The organism is uncultured Muribaculum sp. (genome assembly GCF_910583865.1).
GTDB lineage: Bacteria > Bacteroidota > Bacteroidia > Bacteroidales > Muribaculaceae > Muribaculum.
Genome location: NZ_CAJTYX010000013.1, coordinates 23,375 through 42,573, shown reverse-complemented (window position 1 = coordinate 42,573; position 19,199 = coordinate 23,375). Strand labels below are relative to the sequence as shown.

11 protein-coding genes are annotated in these 19,199 nt (G+C 53.1%); 5 read left to right on the top strand and 6 right to left on the bottom strand.

Features of this window, described 5'->3' with window-relative positions:
* Window position 1: 1 nt before the first annotated feature.
* The 6 genes from QZ303_RS04450 to zupT form a co-directional block, all read right to left on the bottom strand.
* Window positions 2-2,317: a TonB-dependent receptor gene (locus tag QZ303_RS04450; RefSeq protein ID WP_295729689.1), complete on the bottom strand. Its 2,316-nt coding sequence runs from the start codon at window positions 2,315-2,317 to the stop codon at window positions 2-4.
* 94 nt (window positions 2,318-2,411) lie between these two features.
* On the bottom strand, window positions 2,412-2,624 hold the full coding sequence (locus QZ303_RS04445) for a hypothetical protein (RefSeq protein ID WP_295729686.1): 213 nt from the start codon (window positions 2,622-2,624) through the stop codon (window positions 2,412-2,414).
* 441 nt (window positions 2,625-3,065) lie between these two features.
* Window positions 3,066-3,647, bottom strand: coding sequence for a hypothetical protein (locus QZ303_RS04440; RefSeq protein WP_295729682.1), 582 nt, complete (start codon window positions 3,645-3,647; stop codon window positions 3,066-3,068).
* 2 nt (window positions 3,648-3,649) lie between these two features.
* Window positions 3,650-9,607, bottom strand: a complete 5,958-nt coding sequence (locus QZ303_RS04435) for an FG-GAP-like repeat-containing protein (protein ID WP_295729679.1) — start codon at window positions 9,605-9,607, stop codon at window positions 3,650-3,652.
* Between the two features lie 10 nt (window positions 9,608-9,617).
* Window positions 9,618-10,016, bottom strand: coding sequence for a T9SS type A sorting domain-containing protein (locus QZ303_RS04430; protein WP_295729676.1), 399 nt, complete (start codon window positions 10,014-10,016; stop codon window positions 9,618-9,620).
* A gap of 178 nt (window positions 10,017-10,194) precedes the next feature.
* Window positions 10,195-10,995 carry a zinc transporter ZupT gene (gene zupT, locus QZ303_RS04425; RefSeq protein ID WP_363322815.1) on the bottom strand — a complete coding sequence of 267 codons (801 nt, stop codon included), beginning with the start codon at window positions 10,993-10,995 and terminating at the stop codon, window positions 10,195-10,197.
* 132 nt (window positions 10,996-11,127) lie between these two features.
* Here zupT and QZ303_RS04420 point away from each other — a divergent pair, with 132 nt between their 5' ends.
* From QZ303_RS04420 to QZ303_RS04400, 5 genes are all read left to right on the top strand, one after another.
* Entirely contained in the window at window positions 11,128-11,688 is a 561-nt protein-coding gene (locus QZ303_RS04420) for a sigma-70 family RNA polymerase sigma factor (RefSeq protein ID WP_295729673.1), read from the top strand.
* Window positions 11,689-11,736: 48 nt separating this feature from the next.
* The gene (locus QZ303_RS04415) at window positions 11,737-12,153 is read left to right on the top strand and encodes a hypothetical protein (protein WP_295729671.1); all 417 of its coding nucleotides are present in this window, start codon (window positions 11,737-11,739) and stop codon (window positions 12,151-12,153) included.
* A gap of 13 nt (window positions 12,154-12,166) precedes the next feature.
* Window positions 12,167-12,649 (top strand): Spy/CpxP family protein refolding chaperone, encoded by a 483-nt coding sequence (locus tag QZ303_RS04410; RefSeq protein ID WP_295729669.1) that lies wholly within the window; start codon window positions 12,167-12,169, stop codon window positions 12,647-12,649.
* A gap of 174 nt (window positions 12,650-12,823) precedes the next feature.
* A complete protein-coding gene (locus QZ303_RS04405) occupies window positions 12,824-18,583 on the top strand; it encodes an alpha-2-macroglobulin family protein (RefSeq protein WP_295729667.1) in 5,760 nt (1,919 codons plus the stop codon).
* A 22-nt stretch (window positions 18,584-18,605) separates the two neighbouring features.
* The gene (locus QZ303_RS04400) at window positions 18,606-19,076 is read left to right on the top strand and encodes a DKNYY domain-containing protein (RefSeq protein ID WP_295729665.1); all 471 of its coding nucleotides are present in this window, start codon (window positions 18,606-18,608) and stop codon (window positions 19,074-19,076) included.
* Window positions 19,077-19,199: the final 123 nt, after the last annotated feature.

Here is a 19,199-nt window from a genome sequence, read left to right as displayed (position 1 = left end):
TTCAGAATTTCAGTCTTAGCGTAGCTCCCAGACGGCAAGGCTTTCCGCGCTGCACGAAGGAGTTCTCAATAGAAACGAAATAAAATGTGTCATATTGCGTGCCGGTCAGGTTCTCGCCCCATAGCGACAGCGAATACTTCGCCGCCTCGAAGGTGATTGATGCGCCCATAAGGGCATAAAACGGCTGTTTCACAGTGTTCTGGTCATCCCACATGATGTCACCCGTGCCACGGCAGTTGACATTGAGAATAACATCATTTAACATCTTGCCATCCACGCCGATACGGTAGTCGGCAGCTGCAAAAAGCGTATTCTTCGGAGCATACGGTATCTGCTTCCCGCGGAAATCCTCGTCGCCCGACCGATAGCTACGGAAACATGCGTCGGTATGCCCGTATGAGGCGCTGATGCTCAAGCCGTCAAGCGGAGTGCGCCAATGTGCCGACAGCTCCGCTCCATAGATGCGCGTGCGGCCGGCGTTGGTCATGCGGCGTCCGGTCTGGCTCCCTTCGGGAAACACGGTCAGCTGCTGGTCGCGGCATTGGATCAGGAACAGCGCCCCGTCGACTGACAGCGCCCCGCCGAGAAGCGACAGGTGGGCACCGGCCTCATAGTTCCAGCTCTGCTCCGGACGGTAGGAGGTGACATCGTCTACATCAAGTTCTCCGTTCCCACGCCCGAGCTGCGCCATCATCGTCTGTTGTAGGATGTCGCTGAACATCTGCGTGTTGTAGCCACCCGACTTGTAGCCCCGGGCTATGGAGGCATAGACATTGCTCTCGCCTCGTGAGCCGAATGAATAGGTGGCTGCCACTTTCGGGAGGAATTCGACATAGGTTTTCGACATATGTCCGTGCTCGTCTATATCCACGTCGCGGCTCACGGGACGCACTCCCATCGGACCCATCGGCACATGCACCGTCAGACCCGTTCTGCACCGGCTGTTGTAGGTAAGCGCCGTGTGCTCAACGTCGAGGCGCAGCCCGAGGGTGAATGTCCAGCGTCCCTGCCGCCAGGAACCCTGATGATAGATGGCGCCGCCGTCGACAGGCGCGGAGAAGTCGCTGTGGAGCACGAAGCTGTCGCCGTGCCACTCCGACTGCAAAGGGATATTCGACGTGATAAGCTCCCGGATGCCTGTCGATTTGAACGTGACCGGCGCCCACATCGACGTGTGCCTGTGGAATCCGAACAGGCCGGCGAGCCAGCTGTAATGCTCTCCCGCCGTGCCTTTCGCCACGAAATCCTGCGTCAAGGCCCACTCGTGGCGGCGCTGCGTCAACGTGAAATAGTCCTGCGGAAGGAAATCCTGGTCGAGGGTCATGTTGTCGGTGACATACTGCACCGACGTGATGCTCGACAGCGCCACGCGCTCCGACGGCTTCCACTGCACGGTAAGCCCGTCGGTAAACGACGAGCGTCGGTAGAAACATGTGTCGTTGTAGTCGATACGCCGTGTCTCAAGCGATTCATATGGGTATCCGCCCTGCCTTACGATCTGGAAGGAAGCCGTGTTCTCCACACTGACGAGCTCCGACGGAAGCCACACCGTTTTCCAGCGGGCGGAGCCTTGGTTCTCCTTGTCGCATTTCTCGCCGGTGTGCAGATTGCGGTAGAATCCGTCGGTATGGCTGAAATTGCCGCTCACCGCCATGCCGAGCCGGCGGTTTACACGCCCGTAGTACGACACCCCGGCACGCACGCTGTTGCGGCTGCCATACTCCAGCATGGCGCGCACCCCCTGCACCTTCATCGGCGAAAGGGTGTATATGTTGATGAGGCCGCCCATGGTATTGCGCCCGTAGAGGGTCGACTGCGGGCCGCGCAGCAGCTCTATGCGCTCGATGTCGCTCAGGTCGAAATCGAAGTTGTCCTTGTTTAGATAGGGCACGTTGTCAACGTTAAGCCCCACCACCGGCTGGTCGATACGTGCCCCGATGCCACGGATATAGACCGACGAGGTCATCCTCGACCCGTAGTCGGGGATGTAGAAGTTGGGCGCCACCTCGCTCATACCCTTGATGGTGGTGATGTTGAGGCGCTCCACTTCGCGCTCGCCCACCACGGTCGATGCCACCGGCAGGCGGTCGATGGCGGCGGTGGCCTTTATGGCCGTCACCCCCACTTCGCCGAGCGTCACTGTCGTGTCGGCCCACTCCGTCGGCGCACCCGAAGGCTCCGGCATAGCCCTGTCGGCGCCATAAGCCGCATTTGCCACGGTTGCGACAACTATCGCCGACACGGCCATCCGTCTGGACGCACATATAAGCGCAGCAGCTCTCGCGCCACGCGACGTTTCATTCCATCTCTTCATCATGCCGCAAAGTTACTCACCCCGCATCTTCCCCGCAATCCCCATTTATTGTGATTCCGCGCCGCCCACGTGCTTCCACACCTCGGCACGTCAGCTCCTATTCGCAGCACAACGGAGGAAAAGCTGCCATTTCCGTCTCGACCTCGCCGGTCCGCTTGCTTTCCTCCCACTTGCGCCACACTTCGTCCCAGCCCTGCGCATTGAGCGGCCCGTACCACTCAACGAACTTGTCGAGGTCGTAGATCTTCCACAAATCGGGATTCACCGTGCAGTCCTCCGGGAAGTTGATTACCTCCCCATGTTCTATCAACCAATCTTTAGTCAGATTACAATAGGCGATACAAATATCATCTTTCTTGTCGCCCCCCAAGCCGCAATCTGACACACTAAAATTCAGTCGAATGTAATGGCTGAGCATCTCTTGGATCTCCCTCATATTATAGCTCGTAGTCCTGACTTGACATACAGACATAGCATTAACATCAACAGTACGCACATAAGGACATTCCTCAAACCTATCCTCATATTCATACTTAGTCTGTACGGATATATTGATAGCAGATTTATTATCAATAACCCATACTGCGACAGGATCAAATGGTTCACAGCCAAAGTTAATGACAAGTATCAATATGGATATCAATAAGAAAATGAGCCTGTTCGTATAATTTCATTTGATATTTAAAGCTTTAGATCGATTAGAAAAGATTCCCCGCCGGCCATATACTTCCACACCTCGGCACGTCAGCTCCTATTCGCAGCACAACGGAAGAAAAGCTGCCATTTCCGTCTCGACCTCGCCGGTCCGCTTGCTTTCCTCCCACTTGCGCCACACTTCGTCCCAGCCCTGCGCATTGAGCGGCCCGTACCACTCAACGAACTTGTCGAGGTCGTAGAGCTTCCACAAATCGGGATTGACAACGCAGTCCTCCGGAAAGTTAATATGCCAATCATGACTGCTCATCCATTGCTCATTCAAAACAATGGATGCTGCTGCGAACTTCCAACGTTCAGACAACGGATACTCATCAAGGCCCTCAAAGCATGGAACAAAGTATAGTGTCAAACCGGGGCGTTCCGAAAAAGCCCAGTCTCTGTTTAAAAACGAAGTAACATCAACAACATCATCGGATGCTATGTAAATTCCTTGGAATGGCCCTATCTGAGCCTCCTCGACAACTGTTTCATTGTTTTTGATATATGTGTTGATTACCTGCACAGAAAACTTGGCATGATTTCCTATAGTCCACATTTCTTCAGGTTCACAACATGAACCCATTATCATCGTCATCAGGACAAACGCACTGCATAGCATTATTTTTATTATACGCATACTCATCTTATGTTTAATAGATTGATTAAAGTACTTAGATTTCCATTAGTTGAGTTATTATTTTCTCCTATAATTGATGAACGACCATGTATTGGATGTCTGTCGATATACCATCCGTCTTGATTGGCAGGATTCCTGCTGAATTGATATCCCGGTATTCTTTCACTGAAATATTTATATGCTCGTTTATTTGCATCTATTTCAGTATAAAACCATTTATGTGTTTTCTTTCCAGTCACTTTATCATACGCCATGCTAACCAAACTTGGAACTCCAAAAGCATTGATCCATAGCGGACCCCATTTTTGGCTCTGAAGATAGTGGCCATACTCATGCTGGAACAATGAATTATACGGACTTGCCTCCAAATCAGTTCCACCTACTATATAGTTACCCATAGTGACTGCTGTAGAATGGGACATCATCTTAGAGGTCACTACAGTAGTCCCTCCATAATACTGCACATCATCGACACATCCGAATGTATTATTCATCGCAGCCCATTCATAACCCAGCAAAGTCTGAGGCAGCTGCCATGTGAAGCGAGAGAATAATTCCAGAGTGCGATTCCAGAATCCATGTTTATAGCCAGTCTTAAACAATCCGCCCAACAACTTGATACTTAAAGAAGAACGTCGAGCACCCTCCCTAACCGCAGTTTTAAGACCATGACCGGTGACGAGGCTACTAAAGAACCCTACTATAAAATCATCTATTATAAAGAATTCACCGTTAGGATCGGTATAGTTTATGGGATTGTTGAGGCAGTAAGAGTAGCGGTTGAAGTTTTGGGGAAGTGCGGGGTTCTGCACCAACGGATCAGGGCTTAGGAAGCGCATGTCGACGGGGTCATAGACGCGCGCACCCATATTGATGAGCGAGAACTCGGGCAGATGTTCATGTCCGCAGAAGCCACGGTTGAAGTATTTCACCCATGGATGCTCCTCGGTCTTTAGCGTACCCACATAGCGCTTACCCCACTCGGAGTAACTGTAGGAAGCGACAACATTCTTCTCTCCATCGACAATGCGCATCACTGAACCGAGGTGATCGGTCAATACATAATAGATATGCCCTTGCGCTTGAAGAGCTACCAATCTGTCATTGGCATAGATGTAGCATATTGGTATACTTTTTCCACCTGCTTTTATTACTTCATAATATGTTGAAACATAATCGCGTGTTATTGTCGTGCTGTCATCAGACATGAGAACACTCTTAAAACGAATATTATCCGATCCATATTTCAATGCCAATGAATAAGAATCATTCGATATCGTATCTATGCGATTTATTGCCGACATTGTGAGCCGATTCCATCTCATCATTGCAGAATCAAGTTCATTGCTATAGATATGCGTAGAATTCTCTCGATATGTTATACCAACTGTATCATTCTGGACAATCGCACTTATATTGCCTTGGCTATCATATCTATAAGTATTTTTATTGTCATAAATAGGCTTCGCTATATGAGACAAGGTATCTTTAGGCAGAATTATGCTCCCAAATGACAACGGTCTTACGACTAAAGAATCACGCGGTATTCCCGGCTCAATAGGATACCCGGGCACAAAAGGGTGATCTATGACATATTCGAACCTATGAGACACAGAAGATAACCTATTCAATTTGTCATATCCATATTCATAGAAATCAGGCCCCTCTCGCCGTGAATCAATAATACCTCGATTGTTACGAGTATAGAGAATTGACAATATTGACCCATAATCTGCCTTAAGAAGGCCTCCGGTAGATAAATCGTATTGATAATATGCTGTTATGGAATCTCCATACGAACAGGATATTGGCCTACCTGACGCATCCAAGCTATCCGCTTTCCATATTACAGTATTATCCGATGTGTTTCTTATACAAACGACTATATCGCCAGAATATTCATACGAAAGTTTTAATCCATTCGGATAAGTGAATTCTTTAATCTTATTATTATCGTATTTATAAGAAAACCCATAAAATTCGTTATATAAACATAATATTTCTTCTTTTATACGATTATATTCGTCATAATCATAAAAGTGAAAATAGGTATTATACAAATCTTTTACTTCAGCAAGACAAAATGGTTGACCATCAAAATAATTATACGAAAAACGTCCAGCATGAGGAGTACTTTTCACTCTTACATTTCCAAGTTGGTCGTATGCATATGATGTTTGCCCTATATAATCTCGCGTACTCCGTTTAATTTGCTTAAATTCATCATTTCTATAATTAACAGTTCCGAAATCTTGGCTTTGTACGGTTCTTTGGAAAGTTCCTCCTATTATATTGTAAAAAAATGAAGTACACTGCCTATCAATATCCGCACTTATACACCGCCCTACGGCATCATAAGAATAGTCTACACGCTCACCAAGTTCGTTTTCGCTCCATAGTAGGCGGTTGAAATGGTCGTGCATCTGAATAGTGCTTCCCTTTTCGGTAGTAGAGGTAACAGCTATGCCATCGATCGAATAGTCGTACTCCATAGATTGAACGTAGCCGTTAGGATATACGGTCATCACAAGATTGCCGAAGTCATCATATGTGTAGTTTGTAAGCTTCTTATCCTCGCTATCAATATAGTACGGCCGGCTTTCGGACAGGAGTCGTCCCAAATCGTCATAAGCATAGTCGACAGCTACGGTTCTACCGGCCATATCGTAACACTCGCGCAATTTTATACCTTTCGTGTCGAAGAAAGTCAACCGATATGGGTCGGAGCCGTATTTGGTGTATCGGCAATACGCTCCATGGTCGGGATTGTGCGGAATGTTGCTGCTCCAGACCGAGCCTTGCAACGTGGTCACTCCTATCTTTTTTGTAGAGATATTGTTGCCGAACGAATCGTAGGCAAGTGAGTCAATCAATCCGTCCGAAGCCGATACGACCAATGGATTACCGAAATTATCATATTGGTAAGCCTTTGAATAATTCATCGGCATCTGCTCATTTACGCACAGGCGTCCATCAGGTGTATATGTCCTTTTTATACTACGCACACTCGAGGCGATACCTCCGGTAGCTGTCGAGTCACAGTTGCCGAACGTGTCGTAGCCATACTCTTCTCTATGCGTCTCATTGCCGTCGAAGTATGAGCTTTTACGAGATGTTTGCAAGGATTGGTCAGACAAACTTCCTGCGTACAAATAAGTTTCTTTTTCTATATGCGAGTCACCGCCGGAGACAGATGTCTCAACTTGTCGAGAAGCGAGACGATGCATCCAATGGAGAGATTCTTCCAAACTGTAGGTATAAGTAGTTATCTGCTTATGCTTGTCATTGGTCGTGACCCGTTCTGTCAATATATTCCCCCATTTATCATATGTTCTTCCTGTTTTGACCGTAAGGTAGTTTGACAAATTTACAGGTGAATAGCTATGGCGGGCATTCGCCACAGGCTGCACCATTATCGTACCTGCCGGGGATGGTTGCGTGTCATATACATTCTTTTCCATCTGTAGCCGCTGGCCATCAATGGTATAAATGGTACTCAGTACGTTAAGCATGCCGTAATCGGGATCGAGCATATAGTTGTCATTGCGCACCATCTTCTCCTCCGGCTTGGTAGTCATTACGTTCTTGAAGCCGAGGAATCCCATCTTGCCGAGATGGGTGCGGGCGTTCTTGTATTCATAAAGTGTGGTAAGCATGCCGCCGCGTCCGTTGGATTGCGACATCTTCTTCACCAAAGGGATGGCCATGCTGCATCCCGAATACGGGTAATCTTCCCATACCTCGATGAACGGGGAATTGGTATAGTCGGTCCAACGCTCGTATTGAAACTCGGTGGTATTCCCCATGCAGTCTGATATACCGGTTATGACGTTCTCGCAAGGGGTGCGTTCGTTGTAGATGAGGTATTCTCCGGAAATCCTTTCATCGGTATGAGGTAGGCCGAACAGTGTGTGCTTACCTTCGCCATAGATATCCTGCATGCTGTAATAGCACTTGTCGGCAAAGGTAATATCAGAAGAAATATACATGTCCTGATAGTATCTGAGTCCATCACCCTGGCTGAATAGTGTCAATATCGACTCGTTTGAATAGGAATTACTGTTTGGAATTGATATGAAGTCATCTTTTCCATCGCCATTGACATCTGTGACCAGCACCTTTCTGTCATAACGGAATACAGACGTACCGTAACGTTCCATGTTCTCCGTGACAAACTGGGTGCCGGTGCATAGGCACATTACGGGAGCTTCCCGCATCAGGTACTTGTTTCCATTGTATGTTGTCATTACCACGTCGGTCATGCCGTCGCCGTTGAAGTCGCCAAGATAATGGGTTTCTGACCGGGTGGGGAATCCGCCCCTGTGGATTATCTCCAAAACGCGTTTTTCCTCGTTGACGGCATAGCATATATGGCTGTCTTTTTGCAGATTGATTATATCCGTATCATGGCCTCCGTCGAAATTGCCGGTCTGTATTTCCTCCCACGGCTCGGACACGAATGCCTCAAATGCCAGTGCCATAGGGGTAATCATTTTGTCTGAAAGTTGCGAAATATGGAAATGCGCACTGGTAGTACCGGGAACGGCAAACATAATATCGGCTGCCCCGTCGCCGTTGAAATCACCTATTATACGGGCATTGTCATTGGTAAAGTCAAGATCTATGGCACTATCATAAAATCCGTTGCCGTCAGAAAGATATATCTCCATCCGTCGTCTTTCGCCTATGACAAGACCCTCGAACATTACATCGTCGCGACCATCTCCATTAAAATCTGCAACATATGTTCCAACAAGCTTATTGGTCTTATTAGGTAGAACATTAATACCTCCTTTCAAAGTGATATCGAACTCTTTCTTTAATGAGAATCCACCATTGCCGTCATTCAGGTAATATTTGAAGTTTTTCCATGAGGTGTTATCGGTAGGTGTCACAAGCAAATCGGGCAAACCGTCACCGTTAAAGTCACCGAAATATGCTCCGGACGATCCAATTCCCGAAATGGTATTACGCACCGGATCCTTTATGCCCGAAGAAGAATGCTGCCATGTAAATTCAATCGGATTGGTTCTTATTCCCCACTCCGAGCCTTCCAAACTCACCGATTCTAAAAAACTTGAAGTATGGTCACCGCCGGAGCTATAGGAAAATTCGTATTTTTTAATCCGTTCACCTCCGACAAAGACCATTATGGAATGCAAGTTACGTTTTTGCCAATATGGCTTCCCTCCGTGGTAGACCGTCTCACCCTTGTCGCTTCCATAGTTTGAAAACCTGACTTCCATCTGAGGAGAGACCCCGGCATTCTCATTGCCGGAATATTCGATCTTTTCAATGGCAACGCCTTTCAATGTATGGTTTATATCCTTATAAGTTATGGTATAGTAATTTCCGTTGCTGTCGCTTACTTTTTCAAGCAGCCATGCAAACACATAAGTATTGGTGTTTATCTGACTTTTATAACCAAGCATCCTTGAGTTCTCGGTAAGGCCGAACTCCTTGGTGATGCCGTTGCCGTCGCGAAGTGTGAAACGGGTAGGATTGTCGGCATTGTCGGCTGTGATATCGTAGACATCACCGATGCGGCAGTGATACTTTAAGGGATTATCAGTGTTGCGGATTATCGGCTGGCCGTCAAGGCACAGGGCATCGTCGGAGTCGAACATGACACCACGGTCATAGCCGTTGACAAACCGCGTGGCGGCAGTGCGGTAGATAGCGGACACGCCCGAAAGCTCCGTACCGCGCCCGAACATGCCATTGCCACCCATGCTGTTGTAGTTGATTGAAAGCTCGGGGGTGAGGCCTCCGCAACCCTGTGGCAACTCGATAGGTATGGAGAACGTGGCCGCACCTGTGTTGTCCACACCTATCTCCATCGGTATATTGCCCACGACACCTCCGGCTTTGCCGCCTTTCAGATGGTCGGACGGATTGAAATCCATGGAATGCACAGACATGCAGAGAGCCATGGCGCATAGGAATGCATATGCTTTCATAGTACTTGTGTTATTTCTTTATGATCTTGAATGAATACAGATTGCCGGCATAGGTCACCCCAAGGGAATATATACCGCTCTTGAACGATGAGATATCCACCCCGGTAATGTCCTCGGTAATTTTCCCGCTGTTGGTGCGCATGCCGTCGATGCTCGACATGGTGAAAGAGTTCTCCTCGCCGGTCGTCGAGTCAAGGAATATGAAGAATTCACCGTCGGTCTCCAACGGGAATACCTCGACCGCAGCCTCTTTCTGTTGCTGCGATTTGTGTGCCGCCAGTGTGGCCGATGTACTGAGCAAGCGTCCAATGCAATTGCCTGCGGCATCGTATTGATAGATATAGGTATCTTCGCCAAGCATAGGGAGGACCGACATGGCGGAAATGAGGAGAAGTGCGCTGCATTTCATAGTCACTCTGATATTATTCGGTTATTAGATTCACAAAAGTATTAAATCCATTTCAAATTAACAAGAATTTACCATTACAAATTAATATTAAAATTTACACCAGCAGATTAATCCCTTATAAGCGCAGCCCGATTTGCTACAAATTTCCACAGCAACGTCTCGATCAAGGCTACCAAACTCAGAAGAGCAGCAGGCCGAAGGCCATCACGGCCATGCCGGCGATGACACCGCCGATGGCCCAGTGGTGATGGCCATAGGCCTCGGAGTTGGGGAGGAGTTCGTCGAAAGCTATGTAGACCATGATGCCCGCCACTGCGGCCAGGCATACGGAGCTTACCACGGGAGTCCACAGCGGCAAAAGGAACAGCAGGGCAAACAACGCGCCGACAGGCTCAGCGAGTCCCGACAGGGCGCTGTACCAAAATGCCTTGCGCCGATTGCCGGTTGCCTGCAATATGGGCACGCTCACGGCTATCCCCTCAGGGATGTTGTGTATGGCCACCGCCACCACTATCGGCAGCGCTATGTCGGCGCCCTCAAGACCCGAGACGAATGTGGCCACTCCCTCCGGAAAGTTGTGGATGCCGATGGTGAACGCGAGCATAGTCCCGGTTCGCTTCAACCGGCTCCCGTCTGGACACGTCGCCCCGCGCAGATGCACCTCGTGGGGGTTCTCGTCCTCAGGCACAAGCCAGTCGATGAGCGCGATAAGACCCATGCCACCGAAGAAACTCAGCAGCACATAGAACATCGCCGTCCTCGGGTCGGCCACCACGGCCCCCATCTCCTCCACGGCATCAGGCACAAGCTCCATGAATGAGACATATACCATCACACCCGCCGAAAGCCCCAAGGCTCCCGAGAGATGATGATTGTTGCCCTTCTTGGTAAAAAAAGCCATCAGAGCGCCCACCGCCGTAGCCATACCGGCCACAAGCGTAAGCAGGAGCGCCACTACTATGTTGTCTAAAGTCATCATGATGCAATATAATCAAGGACGTAGAGACTCATTTTGCGGCTCACGCCCGTTTTTTAACACTTTAACAATTTCACGCCGCCAATTTACGAAAAGAATACGTATTTTCGCAGAAAAATTTTCCCCGACACCCCTATGGCAGACGACACCAAAACGGACGATCCGACCCTGATAGCCCGGCTGCGCGACCCCGCACAGTGCCGTGCGGCATTCGGCGAAGTGATCGCCATCTACCAGCAGCCACTCTACTGGCAGATACGTCGCATGGTCGAAAACCACGAGGATGCCAACGACCTGCTGCAAAACACATTCCTGAAAGCCTGGGACAACATCGAAAACTTCCGGGGCGACGCCAAGCTATCAACGTGGCTCCACAAGATAGCCATAAACGAGAGCATCACCTTCCTGGCCAAGGAGCGCAAGAGGATGCACCTGTCGCTCGACGACGAGGAGTCGCATCTGGTCAACCTTATCGAGGCTGACACCTACGTCGACGGTGACGAGCTGGCGCTGAAACTCCGAAAGGCCATAGCCTCGCTCCCCGAGAAACAGAGGCTCGTGTTCAACATGCGCTACTTCGACGAGATGAAATACGAGCAGATGTCGGAGATACTCGGCACGTCGGTAGGGGCGCTGAAAGCGTCGTACCACCACGCCGCGAAAAAAATCGAGCAATATTTTGCCGATTCCGATTAAACCTCATCCCAATGCCTTAGTCAAATCATCAGAAAAAACATGTTGATCATGAATCGCGAACGTCACGACATATCCCCGCGCCTGCCGCGCACCGACGGCATGACCGTGCCCGAAGGCTACTTCGACACATTCGCCGCATCGATGATGGAACGCCTGCCGCAGAAGCAGACGGCAACCGACACTCCACGCCGTCGCACCCTCTGGATGAAGGTGCGCCCCTACGCCTACATGGCCGCCATGTTCGGCGGAGTGTGGCTGATGATGTGGATGTTCAACGACATCGCCGGCACGCCATCCTACAAGCGCATGTCCGACAATCCCGCCATAGCCAAGGTGCTCGCCTCAGACCAGGTCTACCAGTACTACGACTCCGACGTCGACGAATACGACCTTCTCGAAGAGATGTACGAGGACGGCTATACACCGGCCTCATTCAGTATCGACGATTCATACTCCCAGGAATAATCAAAGTTCACTTATGATACACCGCATTATATCAATTGTCATATTGCTGGCCGCATTCACCTCGTCTGCCCTGACGATGGCCCAGGAATGCCCCGACAACAAGATGAATCGCCAGGAATGGTTCAAACAGATGCGTGTCTACAAACACGATTTCCTCACAAAAGAGCTGGGACTCACCGCTGAACAGCAACAGAAGTTCTTCCCGCTCTACGACGCTATGAACGAGATCAACATAAAGTCGCAGCACGAATGCCGTCAGCTTGAACGCAAAATCAACCGCAGCAAGGCCTCGGTAAGCGACCTCGAATACGAGAAAGCCACCGAAGCCGTGCTCGAAACCCGCGCACGCGAGGTACAGACCGAAAAAGAGTATTATGCCAAATTCAAAGGTGTACTCACCCCGCAGCAGCTCTATCGCCTGACCCAGGCTGAACGCCGCTTCACAAGAGAGGTGATGAAACAGCACTCGCGCATGAAGCAGAGAAAAGCCGACTGACCCACACACTCCGACGCTCCCGTCACCGACAGCATCATCCCATTTCCCACACATACACCAAGCGGCAGGCGCCGGGCAATCAGCAATGAACCCTCATAGCCCTGCCGCTTGTTCTATATGATGGCCTCGTGCCCCCGCTCCTCTCCATTATTTAACCGAATAACACTTCCCCCTATGCTACGCCGAATTCTCATATTCATGGCAGCCATGGCATCGACGTTCACCCTCGTCGCAGCCACCACAGCCGCCGATTCCTACGCCAAGCCGGACTTCGCGTTTCCCACCAAGGTTGCCTCCGGAGCACGCACGATGCTCGACAAGGCCATAGCCGCCGACAACGGGCCTCTCGCCCTGCGCGCGCTCATGAACCTCTCGATGGCGCTCACCGAAATCGACCCCGACAGCGCATCGACCGTGCTCGCCGACTGCCGCCGCACCTCCAGGACGCTCACACGACCTGCCGACAAGGCCCTTGTCGACCTGCTTACTGCAAAGATGTACTTTGCGCTCTATCAACGCAACCGCTGGAACTACGACCGCTGCGAACAACCTGCCGCCGACACATCCGACTACAAGCTATGGAGCGGCACACAATGGCGCGACACAATCACGGCGCTTGTCGACAGCGCCATGGAACGTCCCGACGCGCTCGCGGCCACATCCCTGTCGGCCTACGCCAAGGTAATCTCGGTCGACCGCAGGATTGCAGACATGTACCCCACCGTGCTCGACTTCGTGGCCTCGCAGGCCACTTCACTGCTGCCGCAACTTGGCGAGACCGACATGCTCCCCCTGCGGCTTCTCTGCCCATGGGGCGATTTCCTGGCCATGCACGTCACCGTGCAGAAGCCTTTGGCGCGACGTGTGCTCGACATCTATTCGACATGGATCGACCATGCCCGCACGCGTCCCGCCGCGCTCATAGCCGCCGACCTAAGCCGCCTGGAATTTGTCAACGACAACCTTTTCTCGCGCGGCGAGCAGATGGAGCAGACACGCACACGCATGTTCGACGCGCTCTACTCCCTGTGGCAAACACACAAGGCCTCGCCATATGCCGCCGAAATCCTCATCAAGGCCGACGGCACGGTGAGCAACGACGAAGCACCACTGCCCATCATAAAGAAGTTCATCGCCGCATGCGAGGAGCAGATTGCCGCCCATCCACGCTACTTCCGCAACGGATGGCTGCAGCGCGACATGGCCTGGATGAAGCAGCCTGCCGTAACGGTCAGATACCCCTCGACAGTGATGCCCGGCGACTCCCTGCAGCTCAATCTCCGCGTGAGAAATGCACGCGACTTCTCTGTCAACGTCTACTCCGCACCATACAAATGGGGAGAATGGAGCTGGGGATATGAGGTGACGAAAAAGAACATACCGCAACTCAGACTGGTGAAGAGCGTGCGTGTCACCTGCGATTCCGTCGCGCCTTTCCGCACCGACATCACCCGCAAGGTGGTGCTCGACACTCCGGGCACATATATCGTCGCCGCCGTGTTTCCCGAACAGACCATCGATACAGGCAACTACGTCTACGTCCATTGCTCGGCCCTGCGCCTCGGCTCCCTCTCGTTCAAGGGTGAGGCATGGCCATTCGTGGTCAACCCCGCCACAGGCCGCCCCGTCGAAGGGGCCACGCTTAAAGGCTACGGCTATGAAAACCGCCAACGCAAGTTCTCCCTCATTGACACCAAGACCACCGATGCTGACGGAATGGCGCAGATCAACCCCAAGGCACGCACCATATTCGCGCAGAAAGGCACAGACCGCTTCGCCGAATCGGTGGGCATGAACAACTACTACAACGACCCGTCACGTGCCTATAGCGTGCAGGGATTCACCTCGCTCGCGCTCTACCATCCGGGTGACACCGTGGAATGGGCGGCCATAGCGCAATCGTTCCTTCAGCAGGCATCCAAACCCATGCCGGACACAGAAATGCGCGTGGTGATGTATGACGCCAACATGCAGCCGGTCGACACCGCTACCGTAACCACCGACCTGTTCGGACGTGCCGAGGGCAGCTTCAACATACCTAAGGAAGGTCTGACAGGCAACTATTCCCTGCGATTCACCCTCACCGACGATGCCATTGCCAAGAAACAGCGTTGGAGCAACGTATATTTCACCGTCTCCGACTACAAGCTCCCGACCTACATGATCGAAGTGACCGACGTGGAGCGCGATACCCCGGAAAAGGGGGATGTCACCGTCAAAGGACGTGCCGTCACATACTCCGGATTTCCCGTAGCCGACGCCACGGTGTCGGTCAACCTCTCGGCAGGCGGCCGGGCCTGGTGGAACACACCCGTGTCATTCGCCTCGCTCCCCGATACCACCGATGCCGAAGGTCGTTTCACGATAATATGCACTGATGCCCTCCTCTCCGGCGCCCCGGTCGACAAGGGCGTGTTCACCGCCGACATCACCGTCACATCACCCTCAGGCGAAAACCGCACCGCATCGACGGCATTCACCCTCGGCAAGCAGCTTTTGCTCAACGCGGCCCTCGCCAATCTCAACGTGGATGCCGACAAACCCCTGCGTCTCAACCTTGACCTCACTACCGTCAACGGAGTCAAACGCGACGCAACAATCACCTACGAGTTCCTGCGCGCAGATTCCACAGTGGCCGCACGCGGCACATTCGAGTCCGCAAAGCCGGAAATAGATGTCACTGCCCTCAAGAGCGGCGTCTACTCCCTGCGCGTCGCAACCGCCGACACCACTCTCGCCGACCCCGCTACCATCGCCGACGTAGTGCTCTACCGGCCATCAGACACAGCGTCTCCTGTGGCCGACCTCCTGCTATGGCTTCCGGCCACTTCGGCCACTATCCCCGCCACCGGTGGGATCGACCAGCTCTATGCAACCACCGCGCCCGAGACGTGGATCCTCTACATCCTCACCGCCGGCGACCGTGTAATCGACAAAGGCTGGATAACAGTCGGCCCGGGCATGCACCGCTTCACCCGCGACCTGCCTGCCGATACCCCCACAGCCACGCTCATCATGGCCACGGCACGCGGCTACAAATACGATGAGTTGCAAGTCAACTACACCCGCGACAACGTCATCTCCTCTCTCGATATAGCCATAGAGAGCTTCCGCGACCGCATAGCCCCGGGCGACACCGAGCGATGGACACTGCGCGTCACCGGCGGCAAGGATTCCTCCCCGCAACGCGCCGCGCTGATGCTCGACATATACAACAAGGCCCTCGACGCCATCACACCGCAGCGCTTCTCCCTCTATCCGCAACGCTCACCCTACCCCGTGCCCTCTATGAACATAAACAATGGACTCGGATGGCATGACAATTCACGCTCGCTCCCCGTGAAGCGCTTCACATGTCCGTCGATGCCCACACTCTCTTACATTACATGGGGACGTCCGCTCATAGGCGAAGGTGTCGTCAGAATGCTTCGAAGCAGAATCTACGGCGCGACCAGCGTTTATGCGAAAGACGAAGTAAAGGAGGAGGAGGTGATTAATACCATGGCGACCACCAACCGGGTGTTCAATGCCGTGGAACAAGCGCCTATGATGGCAGCCGGTACAGATGATAAAAACGTGGTGCGCGAGCACAAGAAAAGCATTGAGGTGGAAGAGGCTGTATCCGAAGATTCGGCCGACATGGATGGAGGCGCTCCGGCGGCGCGTAAGGAAAGCGACGAGTTCGCCTACCGCGATGCCGAGACCCCTCTGGCGCTGTTTGCCCCGATGCTCACCACAGAGGCCGACGGCTCGCTGCGCATCGACTTCACCGCTCCCAACGCCAACGCCACTTGGGCGCTCAAGGCCATCGCCTACAATGCCGACATGATTGCCGGCACAGCCGCACGCGAGATGATTGCCTCCAAGCCGGTGATGGTGCAGCCCAACCTGCCGCGCTTCCTGCGCAACGGCGACAAGGCTGTAGTTAAGGCTACCGTCATGAACAATGCCGACAGCGCCTCTACGGTCGCCGTCAGCGTAGAGATATTCGACCCCGCGACAGGGGAGGTGCTCGACTCACGTGACTACACCGTCGATGTTGCCCCGCAAGGGTCCACCATCATATCCACCGACATCGACGCTCCCGCCGACGCGTTGATGCTCGGCTACCGGGTGAAGGCATCGGCAGGACGCTATGCCGACGGCGAGCAGACCGTGATACCCGTGCTCCCCGCGTCGCAGCCGGTGGTGGAATCCACACCGTTCTACATACCCGCCGACACACTCGACTGGGCCGTCAAGCTCCCCAAGATGGGCAAGGAGGCACGCGTCACCCTGCAGTTCTGCGAGAATCCGGCATGGTACGTGGCAACCGCCCTCCCGAGAATACGCGCCGGAGAGTCGCGCGACGCGCTGTCGGCCTCCGCAGCAATATTCTCGGCAGCCGTGGCCGACGGGCTGCTCCGCGACCAGCCGGCCATAGCCGAAGCGTTGCGCCAATGGAGCCATTCCGACCGCTCCGACTCGACACTCACGTCTATGCTTGAGCGCAACGCCGACCTGAAGATCGTGCTCCTCAACGCCACACCCTGGATGATGGACGCACGCTCACAGACCGAACGCATGGAGCGCCTCTCCCTGCTGTTCGACCCGAAAGAGATCAGTTCTACCTATACCGCGTCGATAGCCCTGCTGAAGAAGCTCCAATGCGACGACGGCGGACTGGCCTGGACACCGCTCTACATGCAGTCGTCGCTTTGGGCCACCGAAAACGCCCTTCTTACCTTCGGCCGGCTCCGGCAGCTCGGATGGCTTCCTGACAACAAGGACCTCTCCGCCATCATCGACAAGGCCCTCGCCTACACCGACAGCACTGTAGCCGCATACGCACGCAAGCACCGCGACTCCACCGACGAGACCTACGTCTACATCCGCGCCCTTTACCCCGACACCGAACGACCCGGAGAATGCACAGCCCTCACCTCGCGCACCGTGGCCTCGCTGCTAAAGTCGTGGCGCGACATGCCCGCAGGCTCTAAGGCTATCGCGGCCCTGATATTCAAGGCACAGGGACAGACAGAAGCTGCCCGTCTCGCCGTAGCCTCACTACGCGACTTCGCCGTAACCACTCCCGAGCGCGGCATGTGGTGGCCGTCGCTCGACACGCAGTCGTGGTGGTCGATGGGACGCATAGGCACCACCGCCTTGATTCTCGATGCATTCGCAGCCGTCGACCCCTCGTCGCCCGACATCGACCTCATACGCCAATGGATGATAATACAGAAAGAGGCCACCGATTGGGGTACCTCGGTAGTCACGTCGCAAGTAATCGCCTCTATACTTCGCACCGGCACGAAATGGACGCGTCCGGCCTCACCCGTAGTCATAAAGGTCGGCAAGGAGAAGGTGATGCCCGACAGGATCGAATCACTCCTCGGCGAGATGCGCACTGACATTACGTCGCTGCGTCCTTCCGGCAAGACCCTCGCCATAGGCAAGTCGCAGGCCGGCCCGTCGTGGGGCGCCGTCATCAGCCGCTACACCGGAGTGATGACCGACATAAAGGCAGCGTCATGTGATGACCTCTCGATAGAAAAGGCCATCTACAAGCGTGTCCCCACCCCCGACGGTGAGAAATGGGTCGATGCAGACACCCTGCGCACAGGCGATGTGATTCAGGTCAACCTCACCATCGTTGCCGCACGCGACATCGACTATGCCGCCATCGTCGACAACCGTGCGGCATGCCTCGAACCGGTCGACCAGCTGCCTACCCCCATCTGGTCCGAAGGACTCTGTTTCTACCGCGAAAACCGCGATGCGGCCACCAACATCTTCATCACCCGCCTGCCGAAGGGCACTTACCGCCTGAGCTATCTCCTCAACGTCAACAACGCGGGCACATTCTCCTCCGGCATAGCCACGATCCAGAGCCAATACGCACCCTCCCTCACCGCCCACTCCTCCGGCACGCTACTGCATATAAACCAATAATGACAAAATATAGATATCCCCCATGTTGAAATCAGCATCATTACTGTTAGCGACTATATTCATGGCCACCGGACTGACCCTCACGGCACAGTGTCCGGACCATCGTCCACATTGCGGCCGCGCCTACGAATGCCCCGAGGACGGCCACAGGCATTGCGGGCGCCACGACAGATGCCGCTACATTGTTTCCAACGACAAGGTGTACTTCAACGGACACCTCGTGAAGGACGCATCCGCCATGACCTTCAAGACCCTCGCCGACGGATATGCAGCCGACGCCTGGAACGTCTATTTCGATGGACGTAAAATCGACGGCGCTTCGGTCAACTCCTTCCAATATCTCGGCGACGGATACGCCAAGGACAACTGGAACGCCTACTATCTCGGAGCAAAGATTGACGGAGCTTCAGTCAATTCATTCGAGACTCTCGGCGACGGCTACGCACACGATAACTGGAACACCTACTATTGCGGCAACCGGATTGCCGACTGATAATTGCATAACCAAAAGGCAGTATGCCAAAATTGTCATACCGGTCGGACCGTCGGACGGCCTTATCCATACACGAAACGGAGGTGTGTCGAAAAATCGACACACCTCCGTTGTATCTGACGG